This window comes from Streptomyces sp. NPDC008317, assembly GCF_042955955.1.
Lineage (GTDB): Bacteria > Actinomycetota > Actinomycetes > Streptomycetales > Streptomycetaceae > Actinacidiphila.
The window spans coordinates 164,438-181,267 of the sequence record NZ_JBIBFQ010000003.1 but is presented as its reverse complement, the minus strand read 5'-3'; the positions used below and the strand labels follow the sequence as shown (position 1 = coordinate 181,267).

Below are 16,830 nucleotides of genomic sequence, written 5' to 3'. Positions count from 1 at the left end.
TCGAGAGGCACACCCCGCACGATGAGGCTCGTCTTCGCCGGCACCCCCGAGGTCGCCGTACCCGCACTGGACGCACTGCTGGCCTCCGACCGGCACGAGGTCGTCGCCGTCGTGACCCGGCCCGACGCGACGGCCGGGCGCGGCCGCAAGCTGCTGGCCAGCCCCGTCGCCGAGCGGGCCGCCGAGGCCGGCGTCGAAATCCTCAAGCCCGCGCGCCCCCGTGACGAGGACTTCCTCGCCCGGCTGCGGGAGATCGCCCCCGACGCCTGCCCGGTCGTCGCCTACGGCGCGCTGCTGCCCAAGGCCGCGCTCGACATCCCCGCGCACGGCTGGATCAATCTGCACTTCTCGCTGCTGCCCGCCTGGCGCGGCGCCGCGCCCGTGCAGCACGCGGTCATGGCAGGTGACGAGGTCACCGGCGCGTCCACCTTCCTCATCGAGCAGGGGCTCGACTCCGGGCCCGTCTACGGCGTCCTCACCGAGGAGATCGGCCCGACCGACACCAGCGGCGACCTGCTCACCCGGCTCGGCCGCAGCGGCGCCGGGCTGCTCGTCGCCACCATGGACGGCATCGAGGACGGCCGCCTCGTCGCCCGGCCCCAGCCCGCCGACGGGGTCACCCTCGCACCCAAGATCACCGTCGAGGACGCCGCCGTCGACTGGACGGCGCCCGCGCTCCGCGTCGACCGCCTCATCCGGGGGTGCACCCCCGCGCCCGGCGCCTGGACCCTGACCTCCGGCGAACGCCTCAAGCTCGGGCCCGTCCGGCCCCAGCCCGACCGCGTCGACCTCGCCCCCGGCGAGCTGGGCGTCGCCAAGAACGCCGTGTACGTCGGCACGGGGAGCCACGCCGTACTCCTCGGAGAGGTGCAGCCGCAGGGCAAGAAGCGGATGGCCGCCGCCGACTGGGCCCGGGGCGCCCGCATCCCGTCCGGCTCCCGCCTCGGGGCCTAGGGCGGACACGCCCTGGGGCCTGCCCGCAGGGCAGGAGTACGCCCCGCGCCGCAGGCGCTTAGGGTGGACGGCGACCGACCTTCGTAAAAATCGGAGCACCTTCACACGTGAACGACCAGCCGCGCCGCCGCCCGCAGGGCAAGCCGTACCGCCGACCCCAGCGTGACCCCGTCAGAATCCTGGCGTTCGAGGCGCTGCGGGCGGTGGGGGAGCGGGACGCGTACGCGAATCTGGTGCTGCCCGGCCTGCTGAAGGCGGCGGAGGCGGAGGCGGTGAAGAAGGGCCGGGAGTTCGACCGGCGGGACGCGGCGCTGGCGACGGAGCTGGTGTACGGGACGCTGCGGCGGCAGGGAACGTACGACGCGGTGATCGCGGCCTGCGTGGACCGGCCCTTGCGCGAGGTGGACCCGCCGGTGCTCGACGTGCTGGCGCTGGGCACCCACCAGCTGCTCGGGACGCGTATCCCGACGCACGCGGCGGTCTCGGCGAGCGTCGAGCTGGCCAGGGTGGTGCTCGGCGACGGCCGGGCGAAGTTCGTGAACGCGGTGCTGCGGAAGGTCTCCGCGCACGACCTGGACGAGTGGCTCGAACTGGTCGCGCCGCCGTACGACGAGGACCCCGAGGACCACCTGGCCGTCGTGCACTCGCATCCGCGCTGGGTCGTCTCGGCGCTGTGGGACGCGCTCGGCGGCGGCCGGGCCGGGATCGAGGACCTGCTGGCGGCGGACAACGAGCGGCCCGAGGTGACGCTGGTCGCGCGCCCCGGCCGGTCGACCGCGCGCGAGCTGATGGAGTCGCTGCCGCCGGACACGACGGAGCCCGGCCGCTGGTCGCCGTACGCGGTACGGCTGGCCGAGGGCGGTGACCCGGCGGCCGTGGACGCGGTCCGCGAGGGCCGGGCCGGCGTGCAGGACGAGGGCAGCCAACTCGTCGCCGCCGCGCTGGCCGCCGTCCCGCTCGACGGCCGGGACGCCCGCTGGCTCGACGCCTGCGCGGGCCCCGGCGGCAAGGCCGCGCTCCTCGCGGCCCTCGCGGCCCAGCGCGGCGCGGAACTCGTCGCCGCCGAGAAGCAGCCCCACCGCGCCCGCCTCGTGGCCCGCTCCCTGGCGGGCAACCCCGGCCCGTACCAGGTCGTGGTCGCCGACGGCACCCGCCCCGCCTGGGCCGAGGGCTCCTTCGACCGCGTCCTGGTCGACGTGCCCTGCACCGGCCTCGGCGCGCTCCGCCGCCGACCCGAGGCCCGCTGGCGACGGCGCGCCGAGGACGTACCCACCTTCGGCCCCCTCCAGCGCGGCCTGCTCACCGAGGCCCTGCACGCCGTACGCGTCGGCGGCGTCGTCGGCTACGCGACCTGCTCCCCGCACCTGGCGGAGACCCGCGCCGTCGTGGACGACATCCTCCGCGACGACCGCGCCCCGGCCGCCGAGCGCATCGACGTACGCCCGCTGCTGCCCGGTGTCCCCGCCCTCGGCGACGGCCCCGACATCCAGCTCTGGCCGCACCTGCACGGCACGGACGCGATGTACCTCGCCCTCCTGCGCCGTACGGCCTGACCGCCCGCCGAGAGCCGGTCGCCCGCGTTCAGCCGCGCGGGCGAAAAACATCCGGCGGCGATGTCGAGAAACCGCGCACGGCTCCGTCCCCGAGGTGAAGCGCGACCACAATGGGCCGCATCCGCACCGAGGAGAAGCACCATGGCGAAGTATCTGCTGCTCAAGCACTACCGGGGCGCCCCGGCGCCGGTGAACGACGTACCCATGGCGCAATGGACGCCCGAGGAGATCTCGGCGCACGTGACGTACATGAACGACTTCGCGACCCGCCTCGAGGAGACCGGCGAGTACGTCGACAGCCAGGCGCTCGCCCCCGAGGGGACCTTCGTGCGGTACGACGGGGAGGGGCGTCCGCCGGTCACCGACGGGCCGTTCGCCGAGACCAAGGACGTCATCGCCGGGTGGATGGTGATCGACGTCGACAGCTACGAGCGGGCCCTCGAACTGGCAGGGGAGCTGTCGGCCGCGCCCGGCGCCGGGGGTAAGCCGATCCACGAGTGGCTGGAGCTGCGTCCGTTCCTCGGCGCCCACCCCACCGTCACGGGGTGCCCCCACTGATGGACGAGGCTCTGGTCAGGAGCCTCACCCCGGAAGTGCTCGCGATCCTCGTCCGGCGCGGAGCCGACTTCGCGGCGGCCGAGGACGCGGTGCAGGACGCACTGGTCGAAGCGGTACGCGTCTGGCCCGACGATCCGCCGCGTGACCCGAAGGGCTGGCTGGTGACGGTGGCCTGGCGGCGGTTCCTCGACGCGACGCGGGCGGACACGGCCCGGCGCAGGCGTGAGGACCGGGTGGACGAGGAACCGGCGAGCGGGCCCGCCTCCGGCGCGGACGACACCCTCCAGCTCTACTTCCTGTGCGCGCACCCGTCGCTGACCGCGTCGTCGGCGGTCGCGCTCACCCTGCGGGCCGTCGGCGGCCTGACCACCCGGCAGATCGCCCAGGCGTATCTGGTGCCCGAGGCGACGATGGCGCAGCGCGTCAGCCGGGCCAAACGCACCGTCTCCGGCGTGCGGTTCGACCGGCAGGGCGACGTCGCCACGGTGCTGCGGGTGCTGTACCTGGTCTTCAACGAGGGCTACTCCGGCGATGTCGACCTGTCCGCCGAGGCCGTCCGGCTCACCCGGCAGCTCGCGGCCGTGATCGACCACCCCGAGGTGGCGGGGCTGCTCGCCCTCATGCTGCTGCACCACGCCCGCCGGGCCGCCAGGACCGCGCCCGACGGCAGCCTCGTACCGCTCGCCGAGCAGGACCGCGGCCGGTGGGACACCGGGGCGATCGCCGAGGGCGTCGAGATCCTTCAGGCGGCGCTGGCCCGCGACCGGCTGGGCGAGTTCCAGGCCCAGGCCGCCATCGCGGCGCTCCACGCGGACGCGCCGACGGCCGAGGAGACCGACTGGGCGCAGATCGTCGAGTGGTACGACGAACTGGCGGCCCTGACCGACAGCCCGGTCGTCCGCCTCAACCGGGCGGTGGCGGTCGGCGAGGCGGACGGCCCCCGCGCCGGTCTCGCGGCGCTCGCCGCCCTCGACGACACGCTGCCCCGGTACACGGCGGTGGCCGCGTATCTCCACGAGCGCGACGGCGATCTGGCGACGGCGGCCCGGCTCTACGCGCAGGCGGCCCCGAAGGCGCCGAACCTCGCCGAGCGCGACCACCTGACCCGGCAGGCGGCCCGGCTCAACACCCGCCGCGAGCGCTGACGCGCCCGTGTGCGCGGCTAGGGCCTGTCCGCTGGCTGCTCCCGGTCCTCCTCGCGCGCCTGCGCCGGGGCGGCTCGGGGCGCGTCGAGCCTGCTCGGCCACCACACCCGGTGGCCCAGGTCGAGGGTGATCGCGGAGACGAGCACCGAGCGGACGACGAAGGTGTCGAGCAGGACGCCGAAGGCGACCGCGAAGCCGATCTCGGCGAAGCCGACGACCGGGAGCGTGCCGAGCACCGCGAAGGTGCCCGCGAGGACGAGCCCGGCCGAGGTGATCACCCCGCCGGTGGCGGCGAGACCGGTAAGGACGCCGTCGCGGGTGCCGCGCCGGACGGTCTCCTCCCGGATGCGGGTCATGAGGAAGATGTTGTAGTCGATGCCCAGCGCCACCAGGAACACGAAGACGAACAGCGGGAACGCCGTGTCCTCGCCCGCGTATCCGAACACGTGCCGGAAGACCAGCGAGCTGACGCCGAGGGCGGCGCCGAAGGACAGCACCACCGTGGCCATCAGCACCAGCGGCGCCACCAGGGCCCGCAGCAGCAGCGCCAGGATCAGCAGGACGACCAGCAGGATCAGCGGGATCAGCAGCTTGTTGTCGCGGCCCGCCGCCTGATTCGTGTCCTTCTGCACCGCCGTCCCGCCGCCGACCAGGGCGTCCGCGCCGGGGACGCGGTGCAGGGTGTCGCGGGCCAGCCGTACGGTCCGCTGGGCGGCCCCGCTGTCCGCGCGGTCGGCGAGAGTGGCCTCCAGGTAGACCCGGCCGTCCCTCTGCGCGGCCACGCCCGGCGGGGTGCCGACCGAGCCGGGCACGACGCCCTTCACCGAGGCCAGCGCCGTACGCACCTCGTCGGCGGCGCCCGCCCGCGCGATCACCACCAGCGGCTGGCCGCCACCGGCCGGGAAGTAGCGGGACTGCACCTTCTGGCCGACCACGGAGTCCGGGGTGTCGGTGAAGCTGTCCGCGCTGGACAGGCCGGTCGCCTTCAGCGAGAACAGCCCGAGGCCGAGCGCGCCGAGCACGACCACCGTCGTGATCCACACCGACCGCGGCCGGTGGCCGACCGCCGTGCCGATCCGCGACCACACACCGGCCTTGGTCGGCTCCGCGCTGCCCACGTGCGGGATCGCGGGCCAGAACACCCAGCGGCCGAAGATCACCAGCAGGGCGGGGAAGAGCGTGAGCATCGCCAGCAGGGCCACCGCGACACCGATCGCGGCGACGGGGCCGAGCCCGGAGGTCGAGTTCATGTCGGCGGCCAGCAGGCACAGCATGCTCAGCGCCACCGTGGCCGCGCTCGCGATGATCGCGGGGCCCGCCCGGTGCAGGGCGAGCGCCATCGCCTCGTGCCGGTCCTCGTGATCGCGCAGCTCTTCGCGGTAGCGGGCGACGAGCAGCAGCGCGTAGTCCGTCCCCGCGCCGAACACCAGGACGGTGAGGATGCCCGCGCTCTGGGCGTTGACCACCAGACCGGCGTGCTCGGCGAGGAGGTAGATCACCGCCTCCGACGTGAACAGCGCGCCGATCACGGACAGCACCGGCACGAAGAGCAGGCTCAGGCTGCGGTAGGTGATCAGCAGGATCACGACGACGACGGCGAGGGCCGCGTACAGCAGGGTGCCCTCGATCCCGGCGAAGGCGTCGGCGGAGTCCGCGGAGAAGCCGCCGGGGCCCGTGATGTGCGTCCTGAGCCCGTCGTCGCCCTGCCCGACGGTGGACCTGAGCTGCTCGACCGCGTCGGCGATGGTGCTCCAGCCGCTCGGGTCGATGGTGATCGGCACGATGAGCAGCGCGGCGCGCGGCGCGGTCCGCCGGTCGAGCTGCGGTCCGACCGTACGGCTGCCGACGATGCCGTGCGCGGTCAGCGACTTGACCGAGGCGGCGTCCGCGCCGACCTTCGCCACATCCGCGTCGGTCAGGCCGCCGGGCCGGGAGTACACGACGACCGCGGGCGCGCTCTCCGGCACGAACTGCTTCTGGAGCTCCAGCACTCGGGTGGACTCCGCCTTGCTCGGTAGCCAGCTCGCCGAGTCGTTCTTCTGCGCGTCGGTGAGTTTCTGGGCCAGCGGCGAGACCACCACCAGCACGACGATCCACAGGCCGAGGACGACCCACTTGCTCCGCCGCCCGCAGACGACGTGCGCTATCCGTCCCGCTCCGCCCGCCATGAGTGCCCCCCGGGCCCGCTCGTGGTGTCGTCCCCCCGCCGTCCGACGCGACGCCCTGGGAGCGCCGGACCGTGCCGGAGAGTGATCGGCACCAGCATGGCACTGGCGTTCGTGCCGTGTCCGAGGGTTGGCGGGACCGGTGGGTGGGAACACACGTCCTCCGGATCTGGTTTGCTGGACCCATGAGCGTGCAGATCAACCCCAGCATTCTTTCCGCCGACTTCGCGCGGCTCGCCGAGGAGGCGAAGGCGGTCGAGGGCGCCGACTGGCTCCATGTCGACGTGATGGACAGCCACTTCGTGCCGAACCTCACGCTGGGGGTGCCGGTCGTGGAGTCCCTGAGCAGGGCGACGGAGACGCCGCTCGACTGCCACCTGATGATCGAGGACCCGGACCGCTGGGCGCCCGCGTACGTGGAGGCCGGCGCGGGCTCGGTGACCTTCCACGTGGAGGCGGCGGCGGCGCCGGTCCGGCTCGCCAGGGAGATCCGGGCGAAGGGCGCGCGGGCGTCGATGGCGCTCAAGCCCGCCACCCCGGTCGAGCCCTACGAGGACCTGCTGCCGGAACTCGACATGCTGCTGATCATGACGGTCGAGCCGGGCTTCGGCGGCCAGGCGTTCCTCGACATCATGCTGCCGAAGATCCGCCGCACCAGGGCGCTGATCGACCGCTACGGCCTCGACATGTGGCTCCAGGTCGACGGCGGCGTCTCGGCCGAGACCATCGAGCGGTGCGCCGAGGCGGGCGCCGACGTCTTCGTCGCGGGCTCCGCGGTGTACGGCACGGACGACCCCGCCGCCGCGGTCCGCGCGCTGCGCGAGCAGGCCGCCGCGAAGGCCGCGGAAGTGCCCCGGTGACGGGGGCGCCTACCGGGGGTTACCACGGGCGGAAGCGTCTTCGCTACGCGCCCGTAACACGGCACGATCTGCGAGGATGAGCGCGGAGCGGATCACATGGGGCAACGCGGATCAGATAGGCGACTGGGGAGAACCGACGTGAGCACAGGCCGCACACAGGTGCGCATGGGCCCCGGCGAGATGGTCCAGGCGGCGGCGATGGCACGTCGCTTCTACCTGGAGGGCAAGTCCAAAATCCAGATCGCCGAGGAGTTCGGGGTCAGCCGCTTCAAGGTGGCCAGGGTCCTGGAGACCGCCCTCGAACGCGACCTGGTGAGAATCGAGATCCGCGTCCCCGCCGAGCTGGACGCCGAGCGCTCCGACGCCCTGCGCGCCCACTACGGCCTGCGGCACGCCGTCGTCGTCGAGACCCCGCCCGACCAGGCGGACGCGCCCGACCCGGAGAATCTGGGTGCCGTCGCCGCCGACCTGCTCGGCGAGCTGGTGGACGACGGCGACGTACTGGGCCTGGCCTGGGGCCGCTCCATCATCACCATGGCCAACGCGCTGGACCGGCTCGCGCCCTGCACCGTCGTCCAACTCACCGGCGTCTACGACGTCGGCACCACCGAGCGCGGCTCCGTCGAGGCGGTACGCACCGCCGCCGCCGTCTCCGGCGGCGAGGCGCATCCGCTGTACGCGCCGATGGTGCTCGCCGACCCCGCCACGGCCAGCGCCCTGCGCGCCCAGAGCGGAATCGCCGCCGCCATGGGCTACTTCGACAAGGTCACCGTCGCCGTGGTCTCCGTCGGCTCCTGGGAAGCGGGCGTCTCCACCGTCCACGACGCCCTCACCGACGAGGAGCGCGAGCACTACGCGGGCCTCGGCGTCGCCGCCGAGATGTCCTCCCACCTCTTCGACGCCCAGGGCCGCAGGGTCGGCCGCGACCTCGGCGAGCGCTGCATCACCATCGACGCCGACCGGCTCCGCCGGATCCCCGAAGTGCTCGCCATCGCGGGCGGTCGCCGCAAAGCCGCCGCCATCGACGCGGTGCTGCGCTCCGGCCTCGTCACCAGCCTGGTCACCGACACCGCCGCCGCCGACCACCTCCTGCACTCCACCGCCCCCGCCCCCCGCCCCGCCCTCGACCGCGCCGACCCCGACGGCCCCTGACCCCTCAGGCTTCGCCGCGGTACGAGGACGGCCACCAGCCCGCCGAACGACCGGAGGGGACGGGCCGGGGTGCCCCCGCAGGAGTGCGTTGACAGCCGGGTGCCGAATTCCGTGTGACCAGGTGTGACGCATTCCGAGGAGGTGCCCCGGCCCGGCACCGACCCACGGTCAGCCGGCGCGGGCCGGCCCGGCACCGACCCACGGACAGCCGGCGCGGGCAACCGACCCCGACCCGACGGCAACCGGCACGGCCAACCGGCACCGCCCCACGGCCACCCGCGAGGCCCCCGGCTTGACCCGTGCGGAGTGCCGTTCCGCGCTGGAAGTGATCAAGTGTGGCAGCATCGGCGGCATGCTGCTGCGGTCCGTTCCACGCGCGGTCGCCCCCGTGCTCGCCACCTGCCTGCTCGCTCTGTTCGGGGTCCTCCTCGGCGGCTGCGCGACCCCCACCGTCGTCCCGGCCGCCCACAGCTCCGGGCGGGCCGCCCACGCCTCGTCCACCCCCGCCTGGGCCGACGGCCACCACGTCGTGCACCCCGCCGACCTGCCCCCCGAGGCCCGCACCACGCTGGCGCTGATCGACCGCGGCGGACCGTACCCGTACAGCAGGGACGGCATCGTCTTCGGCAACTACGAGAAGGAACTGCCCGCCCGGACGCGCGGCTACTACCACGAGTACACGGTGCCGACCCCGGACGCCCCGGACCGCGGCGCGCGGCGGATCGTGACCGGCCGCAACGGCGAGATCTTCTACACCTCCGACCACTACCAGAGCTTCGAGGCGGTGCTGCGATGACGGCCACCACACCGCCGGGCGACACCCTCGTACTGGATCTGACCGGGGTCGTCGACCGTCAGTCGTTCATGGACCGCTGCACCGAGCGGCTGCACCTGCCGGACTGGTTCGGCCGCAACTGGGACGCGCTCGCGGACTGCCTCACCGACCTGTCGTGGTGGCCGGTCGGCTCCGACGGGCGGCGGCTGCGGATCGAGGGCTGGCAGGAGTACGCGGCGGCCAAGCCGCGCGAGTGGCGGATCGTGAAGGACATCCTGCGCGACGCGGAGACCTTCTGGCGCGATACCGACACCGAGCTGACCGTGGCCTTGGAGGAAGACACGAACGGGGACGCCGAAGAGAGGGACGCTCGTCCGTAGGCGCACGATGCGTTCGCACGCGAATATGAAGTACGTGAACCGGTCGCCGTTCGGGGACGGCCGCCCCGCGCCCGTCGCCCCGCACGGCAGGAGGCCGTACGGGGCGCGTCGGCCGCGTCAGCGCGCTAGGAGAACGTGCAAGTGATCGAGCCGATGGGCGTGTTGTTGCCGGTCGAGTTGGCCGTGAATCCGAACGTCGTGGAAGCGCCGTCCGGTGGGATCGTGCCGTTGTAGGCGGCGTTGGTGACGCTGATGCTGCCTCCGCTGACTGACTGGACTCCGTTCCACAGACTGGTGATCTGCGTTCCGGTGCCGAGCGTCCAGTTCACCTTCCAGTGACTCGACGGCGAGGCGCCGTGGTTCATCACGGTGACCTGCCCCTGGAACCCACCGCTCCAGGAGTTGGAGACCGCGTACATCGCCATGCAGGAGCCGGGGTCGGTCCCGCCTGTGCTGCCGCCGGTCGTGGTGCCGCTTGTGGTGCCGGTGGTCGTGCCGGTCGTGGTGCCGCTTGTGGTGCCAGTAGTCGTGCCGCTTGTGGTGCCGCTTGTGGTGCCAGTGGTCGTGCCGCTCGTGGTCGAACCGCCGTTGTGGATGCCACTGACCTCGCCGTGACCGCCGTCGAACGCGATGTCGGAGCAGGAGAAGAAGTTCTCATTGCTGTCCGAGCGGACCCACTGGATGAAGACCATCGCGTCACCCGTGCGGTTCGAGGGCAGCGTCAGGTCCCAGTAGTAGTGGCCGCCGTCGGTTCCCGGCGACCCCACCGCGGGCGGGTTGGTGGTGCTTCCGATCGACTCCAGGTCGGCCCAGGCCAGCGGAGTGGTCGGGGACCAGCCCTGCTTGGTCACATAGACACGGAAGGTGCCCGGGTGTGCGGCCCAGTTGCTGTACTGCAACTGGATCGTGGAGCCCGACGTGAGGTGCGTCCTCGGCCAGTCGGCGCGGGCCGCGTTGTAGGCCGAGAAGTCGTACGGTGACTTGTTGCCGGCGCTGCACAGCGTTCCGTCCGGGACGTAACCCTCGCCGCGACCGCCCGCGTTGGAGTCGAGCACCGCGAACCAGTTGTACAGCGACGTCGTTCCGCTCTGGGCGACCGCCGCGGCGCAGGCCGGGTTGGTCGGCGTGAGGGCGCCGGTGGGGGTCAGGGCGTCCTCGTAGCAGAGGTAGGTGCGCGAGCCCGGCATCATCGCCACGCCGTGCGCCTGCGCGGAGCCCTGGCTGAGCAGGACCGCGCCGAACGCCGAGAGCAAAAGAGCGAAGACACCGAATAACGACAGTTGCCAGCTTCTTTTTCGCTTCAAGATCATGACCTTTCCGGGAGCTTTCCCGGGGCCGCGGCGCACCGCGGCCGGGCCACCGGGACAGCGTGGGGGGAGGGAACGGATCTGCGAGTGGGAGCGCTCCCATTTGTGAAGCTAACAGTGGATCAAGAATTCGTAAACACCTGCGGACGAGACTGGCCCGAGTCGCGCCGTGCTTGGGTCGGGCCGCATCCGTTGACAGTGTGCAGCTAGGGCGCTGTGATGGATGGGAGCGCTCCCATATGTCGTGCTCCCCCCACGCAAGCACCCCGAAAGAGGCACCTATGCCCGCTCGCACTCTCCGGTTACCACCCAGGTTGTGGACGGCGGTCGCCGCCGCCATAGCGCTGGCCGTCTCGCTCCTGATCTCGGTGCCCACCAGCGGATTCGGCGCGTCGGCGTCCGGATGCCGGGCCGAGTACACGCTCAACGAATGGCCCGGTGGCTACACCGCGCAGGTGCACGTCACCAACCTCGGCGCGGCGCTGAGCGGTTGGCGGCTGACGTGGACGTATGCCGGTGATCAGAGGATCACTTCGGCCTGGAACGCGACCGTCACCCAGAACGGACACTCCGTCACCGCCGTCAACGCGTCCTACAACGGCGTCGTGGCAGCAGGAGGCACGGTCGACTTCGGCGTGCAGGGAACGGCTGGGTCCGCGGGCTCGCAACCCGCTGACTTCGCCCTCAACGACCTGCCCTGTGGAGCCGTCAGCACCACCCCGCCGACCACGCCCCCGACCACCCCGCCGACGACGCCCCCGACCACCCCGCCTACGACGCCCCCGACCACGCCGCCGCCCACTTCGCCGCCCGCGGGATGCGACTCCGCGACGATATGCACGGGCTTTGAGGACCAGAGCGGTGCCGGTCCCGCCGGGGACTGGCGTTTCACCGCGCCCGACTGCCAAGGCACGGGGACGGCCGCCATCGACACGACAGTCGCGCACAGCGGCTCGAAGTCCCTGCGGGTGGACGGGAAGGCGGGCTACTGCAACCACGCCTTCGTCGCCTCCACCGCTGATCTGTCGTCGGTCGGCCCGGTGGTCTACATCCGGATGTGGGTGCGGCACACCACGGCGCTCCCGACCTCGCACGTCGCCTTCGTCTCCATGCCGGACTCCTCCCAGGGCGGCCGGGCGCTGCGGATCGGCGGCCAGAACGGCGCCCTGCAGTGGAACCGGGAGAGTGACGACGCCACCCTCCCGGCGCAGAGTCCGGCCGGGGTCTCGCTGAGCAGTCCGCTGCCGACCCTCACCTGGCAGTGTCTGCGCTTCGCGGTCGACACCACGGCGCCGAAGCTCGACACCTGGCTCAATGACACGCAGATACCCGGATTGCACGCCGACGGCGTGCCGACCCAGGACATCGACCAGCAGTGGCTATCGCGCACCACGCCGCCCAGGCCGACCGCCCTGCGACTCGGCTGGGAGAGCTACGCCACGGGCGACGACACCTTGTGGTTCGACGACGTGGCCGTCGGTTCCGCGCCGCTCGGCTGCTGACGAGGGCGTCGCGGAGGTCCGTCGCGGACACGGTCCGGCAGCCGGCCTGACCGTGTCCGCGACGGGGTGGGTCACAGCGGACGGGGCGTGCCGGTCAGCCGAGGCGGAAGCGCTGTGCCGCCGTCCCGTTGCAGTCCCACAACTGCACGGGATCCCCGGCCTGCTGGCCGTTGTCCTTGTCGTCGAGGCAGCGGCCCGACTGCGGATTGAACAAGGTGCCGTCGGCCCGGCTCTCCCACACCTGGGCGCCCGTGCCGTTGCAGTCCCACAGTTGGGTCCGTGTGCCGTTGCCGGTGTTGCCGCCCACCGCGTCGAGGCACTTGCCGAAGGTCCGCAGCGTGCGGTCGCCGGGCGCGGACCAGCGCTGCGCGTCGGAGCCGTTGCAGCCGGACAACTGCACGGGCGTGGCGGAGGCCGGATCGGCGTTGGTCACGTCCACGCACAGGGCAGCGGGGCCGGAGACCGCACCGGGCGGCAGCTTCCACGACTGCGCGGTCACACCGGCGCAGTCGTAGAGCTGGAGCTGTACGGCGCCGGGTGTGGTGTTGCCGTCCGGCACGTCGAGGCAGCGTCCCGAGGCCGGGTTGAGCAGGCTGCCGTCGGAGCGGTGCGTCCAGGTCTGCGAAGCGGCACCCGAGCAGCCCGCGACGCTCACCGGCGTACGGTTCGCCGTCCCGCCGCCCGTGGCCGTCAGGCACTTGCCGAGGACCCGGACGGTACTGTCGGCCTGGTACGCGACCTGCTGGGCCGCGCTGTGGTTGCAGCCCCACAGCTGCACGGCCGTCCCGTCGTCGGCCACCCCGCCGCGCACGTCGAGGCACAGGCCGCCCGCGCCGATCACCTCGCCGGACGCCGGGTTCGCGGACGCGCTGCCGGACAGCGTCACGGTGTGCGAGGAGCCGAGCGGGAGCGCGCCCGTCGTCACCGTCACCGTCCTGCGGTTGACGTTCCACGACCACGCGGTCTCCGGGACCTGCGCCCCGTCGACCGAAACGGCGGTCGGCGCCTGCGAGTTGGACAGCCGCAGGGTGTAGGCCCGGGAGGTCGGCGCGCCGCTGAAGGAACCGGTCTGCGCGCCGATCGTCAGTGTCCGAGCCGCCTCACTCCACGACAGGGGCGCCTCGGTCGCCTGGCCGCTGCGATAGCCCGTGCCCTCGCCGGCGTCGGAGTAGACCGAGAAGGCCCCGTCGGCACCCGCGGCGACATTCACCGTCACCTGCGTCAACGGCCGCTGCCCCTGGTTGTCGACGTAGTCGGTGCGGGTGGGGAGGATGCCGCCGGCCTTGATCAGCACCGGCATCCGGGACAGCGGACCGGTGATGGTGACGGTGGCGGGCCCGGTGTAGGTACGGCCGGTGAAGTAGTCCGTCCAGCTCCCCGGCGGCACCCACACCGACGCCGAGCCGTTGCCGCTGGAGTCGTTGGGCGAGGTGATCGGCGCGACCAGGACGTCGTCGCCGTACAGATACTCGCCGGTGGCGCTGTAGGCGGCGTCCTGGGACGGGTAGTCGAGATACAACGGCCGGACGATGGGCACACCGGTCGCGTTCGCCTGCTGTGCGAGCGTGTACGTGTACGGGACGAGCGCCTCCCGTAGCCGCAGGAAGGACTCGGCGCTCGCCGCGGCAGCGCCGCTGTAGTTCCACGGCAGCCGGTCGCCGTGGTCGGAGTGCAGCCGGTCCACCGGCTGGAAGGTGCCGAATTGCACCCAGCGGGCGTACAGATCGTCGGCGAGATGACCGCCGTGGAAGCTGCCGATGTCATGGCTGACATTGGAGATTCCCGCGGCGGCCTCGGCGGCGGTGAACTTCGCCTCGAAGGCGAGCATGTCCCACGTCGCGGGCGTGTCGCCGGTGAACTGCATCGAGTTGCGCCGCTCGGACCAGGGCCCGACCGGGTAGTTGCTGTTGTCGCCGCCCTCCTCCGAGCCGCCGATCCGTGCGAAGGAGAAGCCGCGCAGCCCCTTGGCCGCCGCGTCGTCCGCATAGGCCTGGTTGATCAGATTGTCCGGCCCCACATGCGGATCTGACGCGGTCGAGGCACCGCAGTTGGTGCAGTAGTCCAGCCACCACTCCCGCACGCCCTGTTGCTCGAAGGGCTGGTGCAGATCGAGATAGGCGGCCAGATGCGCCGGGTTGGACCAGTCGAAGGCGTACGTGCTGCCGCCGTCGGGCAGGAGGCCGCCCGCGCGGGAGTTGGCCGCGGCGAATTTGGGGTCGCCGCTGTCGATGGTCGGGTGGATGTTCATCGACACCGCGAGACCCTGCTGCTTGGTCCAGTCGAGGAATGCCCGCGGATCGGGGAAGAGCGAACTGTTCCAGTTCCAGCCGTTCCACTGCGTCGGCGACTTCCAGTCGGTGTCCACCACCAGCCAGTCGATCGGCGTGTTCGTGCTGCGGAAGGTGGGCAGCAGCGAATTCTCGTAGTCGGCCGTCGAGTAGCCGTAGTACCGCGAGTACCACACGCCGTAGGCCGACTCCGGTAGCAGATTGGCGCCGCCGGTCAGGGAGTTGAGGTCGGCGAGGCCCTGCTTGTAGTTCTGGCCGTAACCGAAGAAGTAGCCGTCCTGGTACGGCTGGGCGCCGTGCGAGGGACGGTCGGTCACCGCGTGCGCGCCCGACAGCAGTGCCGTCCGGGTGTCGTCCAGCAGGTACCAGCCGTCGCGATCCAGGATCCCCGGGTGCTCGGGCACCGGCACGGCCGCCGGATTGTCCAGTGTCCGGGACCAGCCGCCGAGGGTGTTCGTCGGCCCCGCGCCGTAGCCGGTCGTGGTGAGCGCCGTCGACGCGGCCGGGTACGCCGTGGTGCCGACCGGGGTGACCGCCAGGCTGTCGATGTTGACCCGGCCGGTGTCACCCGCGTTCTGCACGATGCTCAGGGTGTTGGCGCCAGCGGTCAGGTGCACCGTGGCGGACGCGGTCGACCAGGCGTTCCACGACGAGGTGGCGGGCAGGCTGAGCGCCGGGCCCGCGGTCGAGCCGACCCGGGTGGACAGGGTGCCCGTGCCGCCCGCCGCGTTGGAGTAGCGCACCCACAGCCGGTAGTCGCCGGTCGACGGCACCGCGGAGACGTCCTGGGTGAGTCCGCTGCCTGTGTGCTCGTATCCGGCGACGAAGCCGGAGCCGGTGTGCCCGGTGTGGTCGTAGGCGGCGACGCCGTAGCCGCTGAGCAGCGAATTCTCAGCCTCGCAGGCGGAGTTGACCGGGCAGTAGGAAGGAAACGCCGGTTTGGCGGTCACCCCCGTGCCCGTCATCGTCACCGTGAGGTTGGCCGCCGTGAAAGGGCCGCTGCCCCGCTTGTAGCGCAACGTCAGCCCGGACGTCGTGATCTCGCGGTACCCGTCCGCGGTGACGTCCGTGGTGACGTCGGATACGGGGAAGGACCGGTTGACGGCGTTGAACGTCGTCCCGTCCTGGAAGACGGCGTCGCCCGCGTACTCCAGCCGCACCAGGGTCGGGCTGAGCACTTCGAAGCGGGCGTTCCCATCGGTGACGACGGAACTCGACGCCGCGGCCCGCGCCGGCGGGGCGGCCTGCCGCGCCACGGCGCTGTCGACGGCGGTGACCGACAACAGCGCCAGGCATGAACCCAGCACGAGCGCCCGGCTCCTGCGGGGCGAGAGAGGTGATCCGACGCGGCGTGGGCGCATGGGCATGCCTTCCGTAGTCCTCGACAGAGCCTGACATCGTTGTCCATGGTCCAATTCGCCGTGCGGGAAGCGGAGTTGAGTTGACCGGCGCGACGAGGCGAGAGAGCGCTCTCTGAAGCTAGCCATTGGTCGTGTATGCGTCAATACGCCGCACGGGCCGCACACGGCGGTCGGCGGTGTGTCACTCCGGTCGACGCGCCTCGACGGCCCCGCCCCGTCCCGCCACCGCGCTGACGCAGCGCGAGACACCACCGGTCGCACCAGAAGCCGGAAACGGCCCGGATCCCCGCAGCGGTGTCCGCGCCACAGTCCGCAGCGTCCGGTCGTCATCGTGAGGACAAGCAATTGCGGAGCGGTACGGGGTGATACGGGTCTGGCGCGCACTCGGAATCGAGTGCGCCTGTCGTCGAGGCACGGTGACTATGGCGCCCGACCGCCTGTCCCGCTCATCGCCAGGACACCTGTCACCAGCTGATGGATACCGTTCCGTGACATTATCCGCGCATGTCAGTGTGGGCGTGGGGCAAGCGCGCGAGTGGGAGGTACAAACTATGGGACCGCTTCTGCTCGTTCTTCTGCTCGCGTTGATTCTCTTCGGCGCCGGGTTCGCCCTCAAGATTCTGTGGTGGGTGGCGATCGTCGTCCTGGTGGTCTGGCTGCTGGGATTCGTTGTCCGCTCGACGAATTCCGGTGGCAGCCGTGGCCGTTGGTACCGCTGGTAGCGACGCACTTCGACCTGCCACTGAGCGGTGGGGGGCCCCCCCGGGGGGGGCCCCCCGCACCGGGAGTGGGGCCACGGTGTCCCCAGACCGGGTCCCCCGAGATTTCGG

13 protein-coding genes are annotated in these 16,830 nt (G+C 72.2%); 10 read left to right on the top strand and 3 right to left on the bottom strand.

Annotated features, from left to right (window positions below; translation table 11 throughout):
- Positions 1-21 precede the first annotated feature (21 nt).
- The 4 genes from fmt (at position 22) to ACFY9V_RS10665 (ending at position 4,210) form a co-directional block, all read left to right on the top strand.
- Positions 22-954 carry a methionyl-tRNA formyltransferase gene (fmt, locus tag ACFY9V_RS10680; protein WP_391160780.1) on the top strand — a complete coding sequence of 311 codons (933 nt, stop codon included), beginning with the start codon at positions 22-24 and terminating at the stop codon, positions 952-954.
- A gap of 107 nt (positions 955-1,061) precedes the next feature.
- Entirely contained in the window at positions 1,062-2,507 is a 1,446-nt protein-coding gene (locus ACFY9V_RS10675) for a transcription antitermination factor NusB (protein WP_391046670.1), read from the top strand.
- Positions 2,508-2,648: 141 nt separating this feature from the next.
- Positions 2,649-3,065, top strand: a complete 417-nt coding sequence (locus tag ACFY9V_RS10670) for a YciI family protein (RefSeq protein WP_355348815.1) — start codon at positions 2,649-2,651, stop codon at positions 3,063-3,065.
- The gene (locus ACFY9V_RS10665; protein WP_391160777.1) at positions 3,065-4,210 is read left to right on the top strand and encodes a DUF6596 domain-containing protein; all 1,146 of its coding nucleotides are present in this window, start codon (positions 3,065-3,067) and stop codon (positions 4,208-4,210) included. Before ACFY9V_RS10670 ends, ACFY9V_RS10665 begins: the two co-directional genes overlap by 1 nt.
- Before the next feature lie 17 nt (positions 4,211-4,227).
- On the opposite strand, the gene ACFY9V_RS10660 is transcribed toward ACFY9V_RS10665, so the two are convergent.
- Positions 4,228-6,378 carry an MMPL family transporter gene (locus tag ACFY9V_RS10660; RefSeq protein ID WP_391160775.1) on the bottom strand — a complete coding sequence of 717 codons (2,151 nt, stop codon included), beginning with the start codon at positions 6,376-6,378 and terminating at the stop codon, positions 4,228-4,230.
- Positions 6,379-6,560: 182 nt separating this feature from the next.
- Between ACFY9V_RS10660 and rpe the strand changes: the two genes are divergently transcribed.
- From rpe to ACFY9V_RS10640, 4 genes are all read left to right on the top strand, one after another.
- Positions 6,561-7,235 carry a ribulose-phosphate 3-epimerase gene (gene rpe, locus ACFY9V_RS10655; protein WP_355348824.1) on the top strand — a complete coding sequence of 225 codons (675 nt, stop codon included), beginning with the start codon at positions 6,561-6,563 and terminating at the stop codon, positions 7,233-7,235.
- A gap of 138 nt (positions 7,236-7,373) precedes the next feature.
- The gene (locus ACFY9V_RS10650; RefSeq protein WP_391160773.1) at positions 7,374-8,387 is read left to right on the top strand and encodes a sugar-binding domain-containing protein; all 1,014 of its coding nucleotides are present in this window, start codon (positions 7,374-7,376) and stop codon (positions 8,385-8,387) included.
- Positions 8,388-8,739: 352 nt separating this feature from the next.
- A complete protein-coding gene (locus ACFY9V_RS10645) occupies positions 8,740-9,183 on the top strand; it encodes a ribonuclease domain-containing protein (protein WP_355348830.1) in 444 nt (147 codons plus the stop codon).
- Entirely contained in the window at positions 9,180-9,542 is a 363-nt protein-coding gene (locus tag ACFY9V_RS10640; protein ID WP_355348833.1) for a barstar family protein, read from the top strand. Before ACFY9V_RS10645 ends, ACFY9V_RS10640 begins: the two co-directional genes overlap by 4 nt.
- A gap of 125 nt (positions 9,543-9,667) precedes the next feature.
- Here the strand turns inward: ACFY9V_RS10640 and ACFY9V_RS10635 are convergent, their stop codons facing one another.
- Positions 9,668-10,852: a lytic polysaccharide monooxygenase gene (locus tag ACFY9V_RS10635; RefSeq protein ID WP_391160771.1), complete on the bottom strand. Its 1,185-nt coding sequence runs from the start codon at positions 10,850-10,852 to the stop codon at positions 9,668-9,670.
- Between the two features lie 278 nt (positions 10,853-11,130).
- On the opposite strand from ACFY9V_RS10635, the gene ACFY9V_RS10630 reads away from it, so the two are divergent.
- On the top strand, positions 11,131-12,351 hold the full coding sequence (locus ACFY9V_RS10630; RefSeq protein ID WP_391160769.1) for a cellulose binding domain-containing protein: 1,221 nt from the start codon (positions 11,131-11,133) through the stop codon (positions 12,349-12,351).
- Positions 12,352-12,445: 94 nt separating this feature from the next.
- Here ACFY9V_RS10630 and ACFY9V_RS10625 read toward each other — a convergent pair whose 3' ends face one another.
- Positions 12,446-15,946, bottom strand: a complete 3,501-nt coding sequence (locus ACFY9V_RS10625) for a ricin-type beta-trefoil lectin domain protein (RefSeq protein WP_391160766.1) — start codon at positions 15,944-15,946, stop codon at positions 12,446-12,448.
- A 605-nt stretch (positions 15,947-16,551) separates the two neighbouring features.
- Between ACFY9V_RS10625 and ACFY9V_RS10620 the strand changes: the two genes are divergently transcribed.
- Positions 16,552-16,722 (top strand): hydrophobic protein, encoded by a 171-nt coding sequence (locus ACFY9V_RS10620; protein WP_355348845.1) that lies wholly within the window; start codon positions 16,552-16,554, stop codon positions 16,720-16,722.
- The last annotated feature ends 108 nt before the right edge of the window (positions 16,723-16,830 follow it).

Coding starts and splice junctions, on each gene's coding strand:
- fmt (WP_391160780.1), top strand. CDS start 22: ATGAGGCTCGTCTTCGCCGGCACCCCCGAGGTCGCCGTACCCGCACTG.
- ACFY9V_RS10670 (WP_355348815.1), top strand. CDS start 2,649: ATGGCGAAGTATCTGCTGCTCAAGCACTACCGGGGCGCCCCGGCGCCG.
- ACFY9V_RS10665 (WP_391160777.1), top strand. CDS start 3,065: ATGGACGAGGCTCTGGTCAGGAGCCTCACCCCGGAAGTGCTCGCGATC.
- ACFY9V_RS10660 (WP_391160775.1), bottom strand. CDS start 6,378: ATGGCGGGCGGAGCGGGACGGATAGCGCACGTCGTCTGCGGGCGGCGG.
- rpe (WP_355348824.1), top strand. CDS start 6,561: ATGAGCGTGCAGATCAACCCCAGCATTCTTTCCGCCGACTTCGCGCGG.
- ACFY9V_RS10645 (WP_355348830.1), top strand. CDS start 8,740: ATGCTGCTGCGGTCCGTTCCACGCGCGGTCGCCCCCGTGCTCGCCACC.
- ACFY9V_RS10640 (WP_355348833.1), top strand. CDS start 9,180: ATGACGGCCACCACACCGCCGGGCGACACCCTCGTACTGGATCTGACC.
- ACFY9V_RS10635 (WP_391160771.1), bottom strand. CDS start 10,852: ATGATCTTGAAGCGAAAAAGAAGCTGGCAACTGTCGTTATTCGGTGTC.
- ACFY9V_RS10630 (WP_391160769.1), top strand. CDS start 11,131: ATGCCCGCTCGCACTCTCCGGTTACCACCCAGGTTGTGGACGGCGGTC.
- ACFY9V_RS10620 (WP_355348845.1), top strand. CDS start 16,552: ATGGGACCGCTTCTGCTCGTTCTTCTGCTCGCGTTGATTCTCTTCGGC.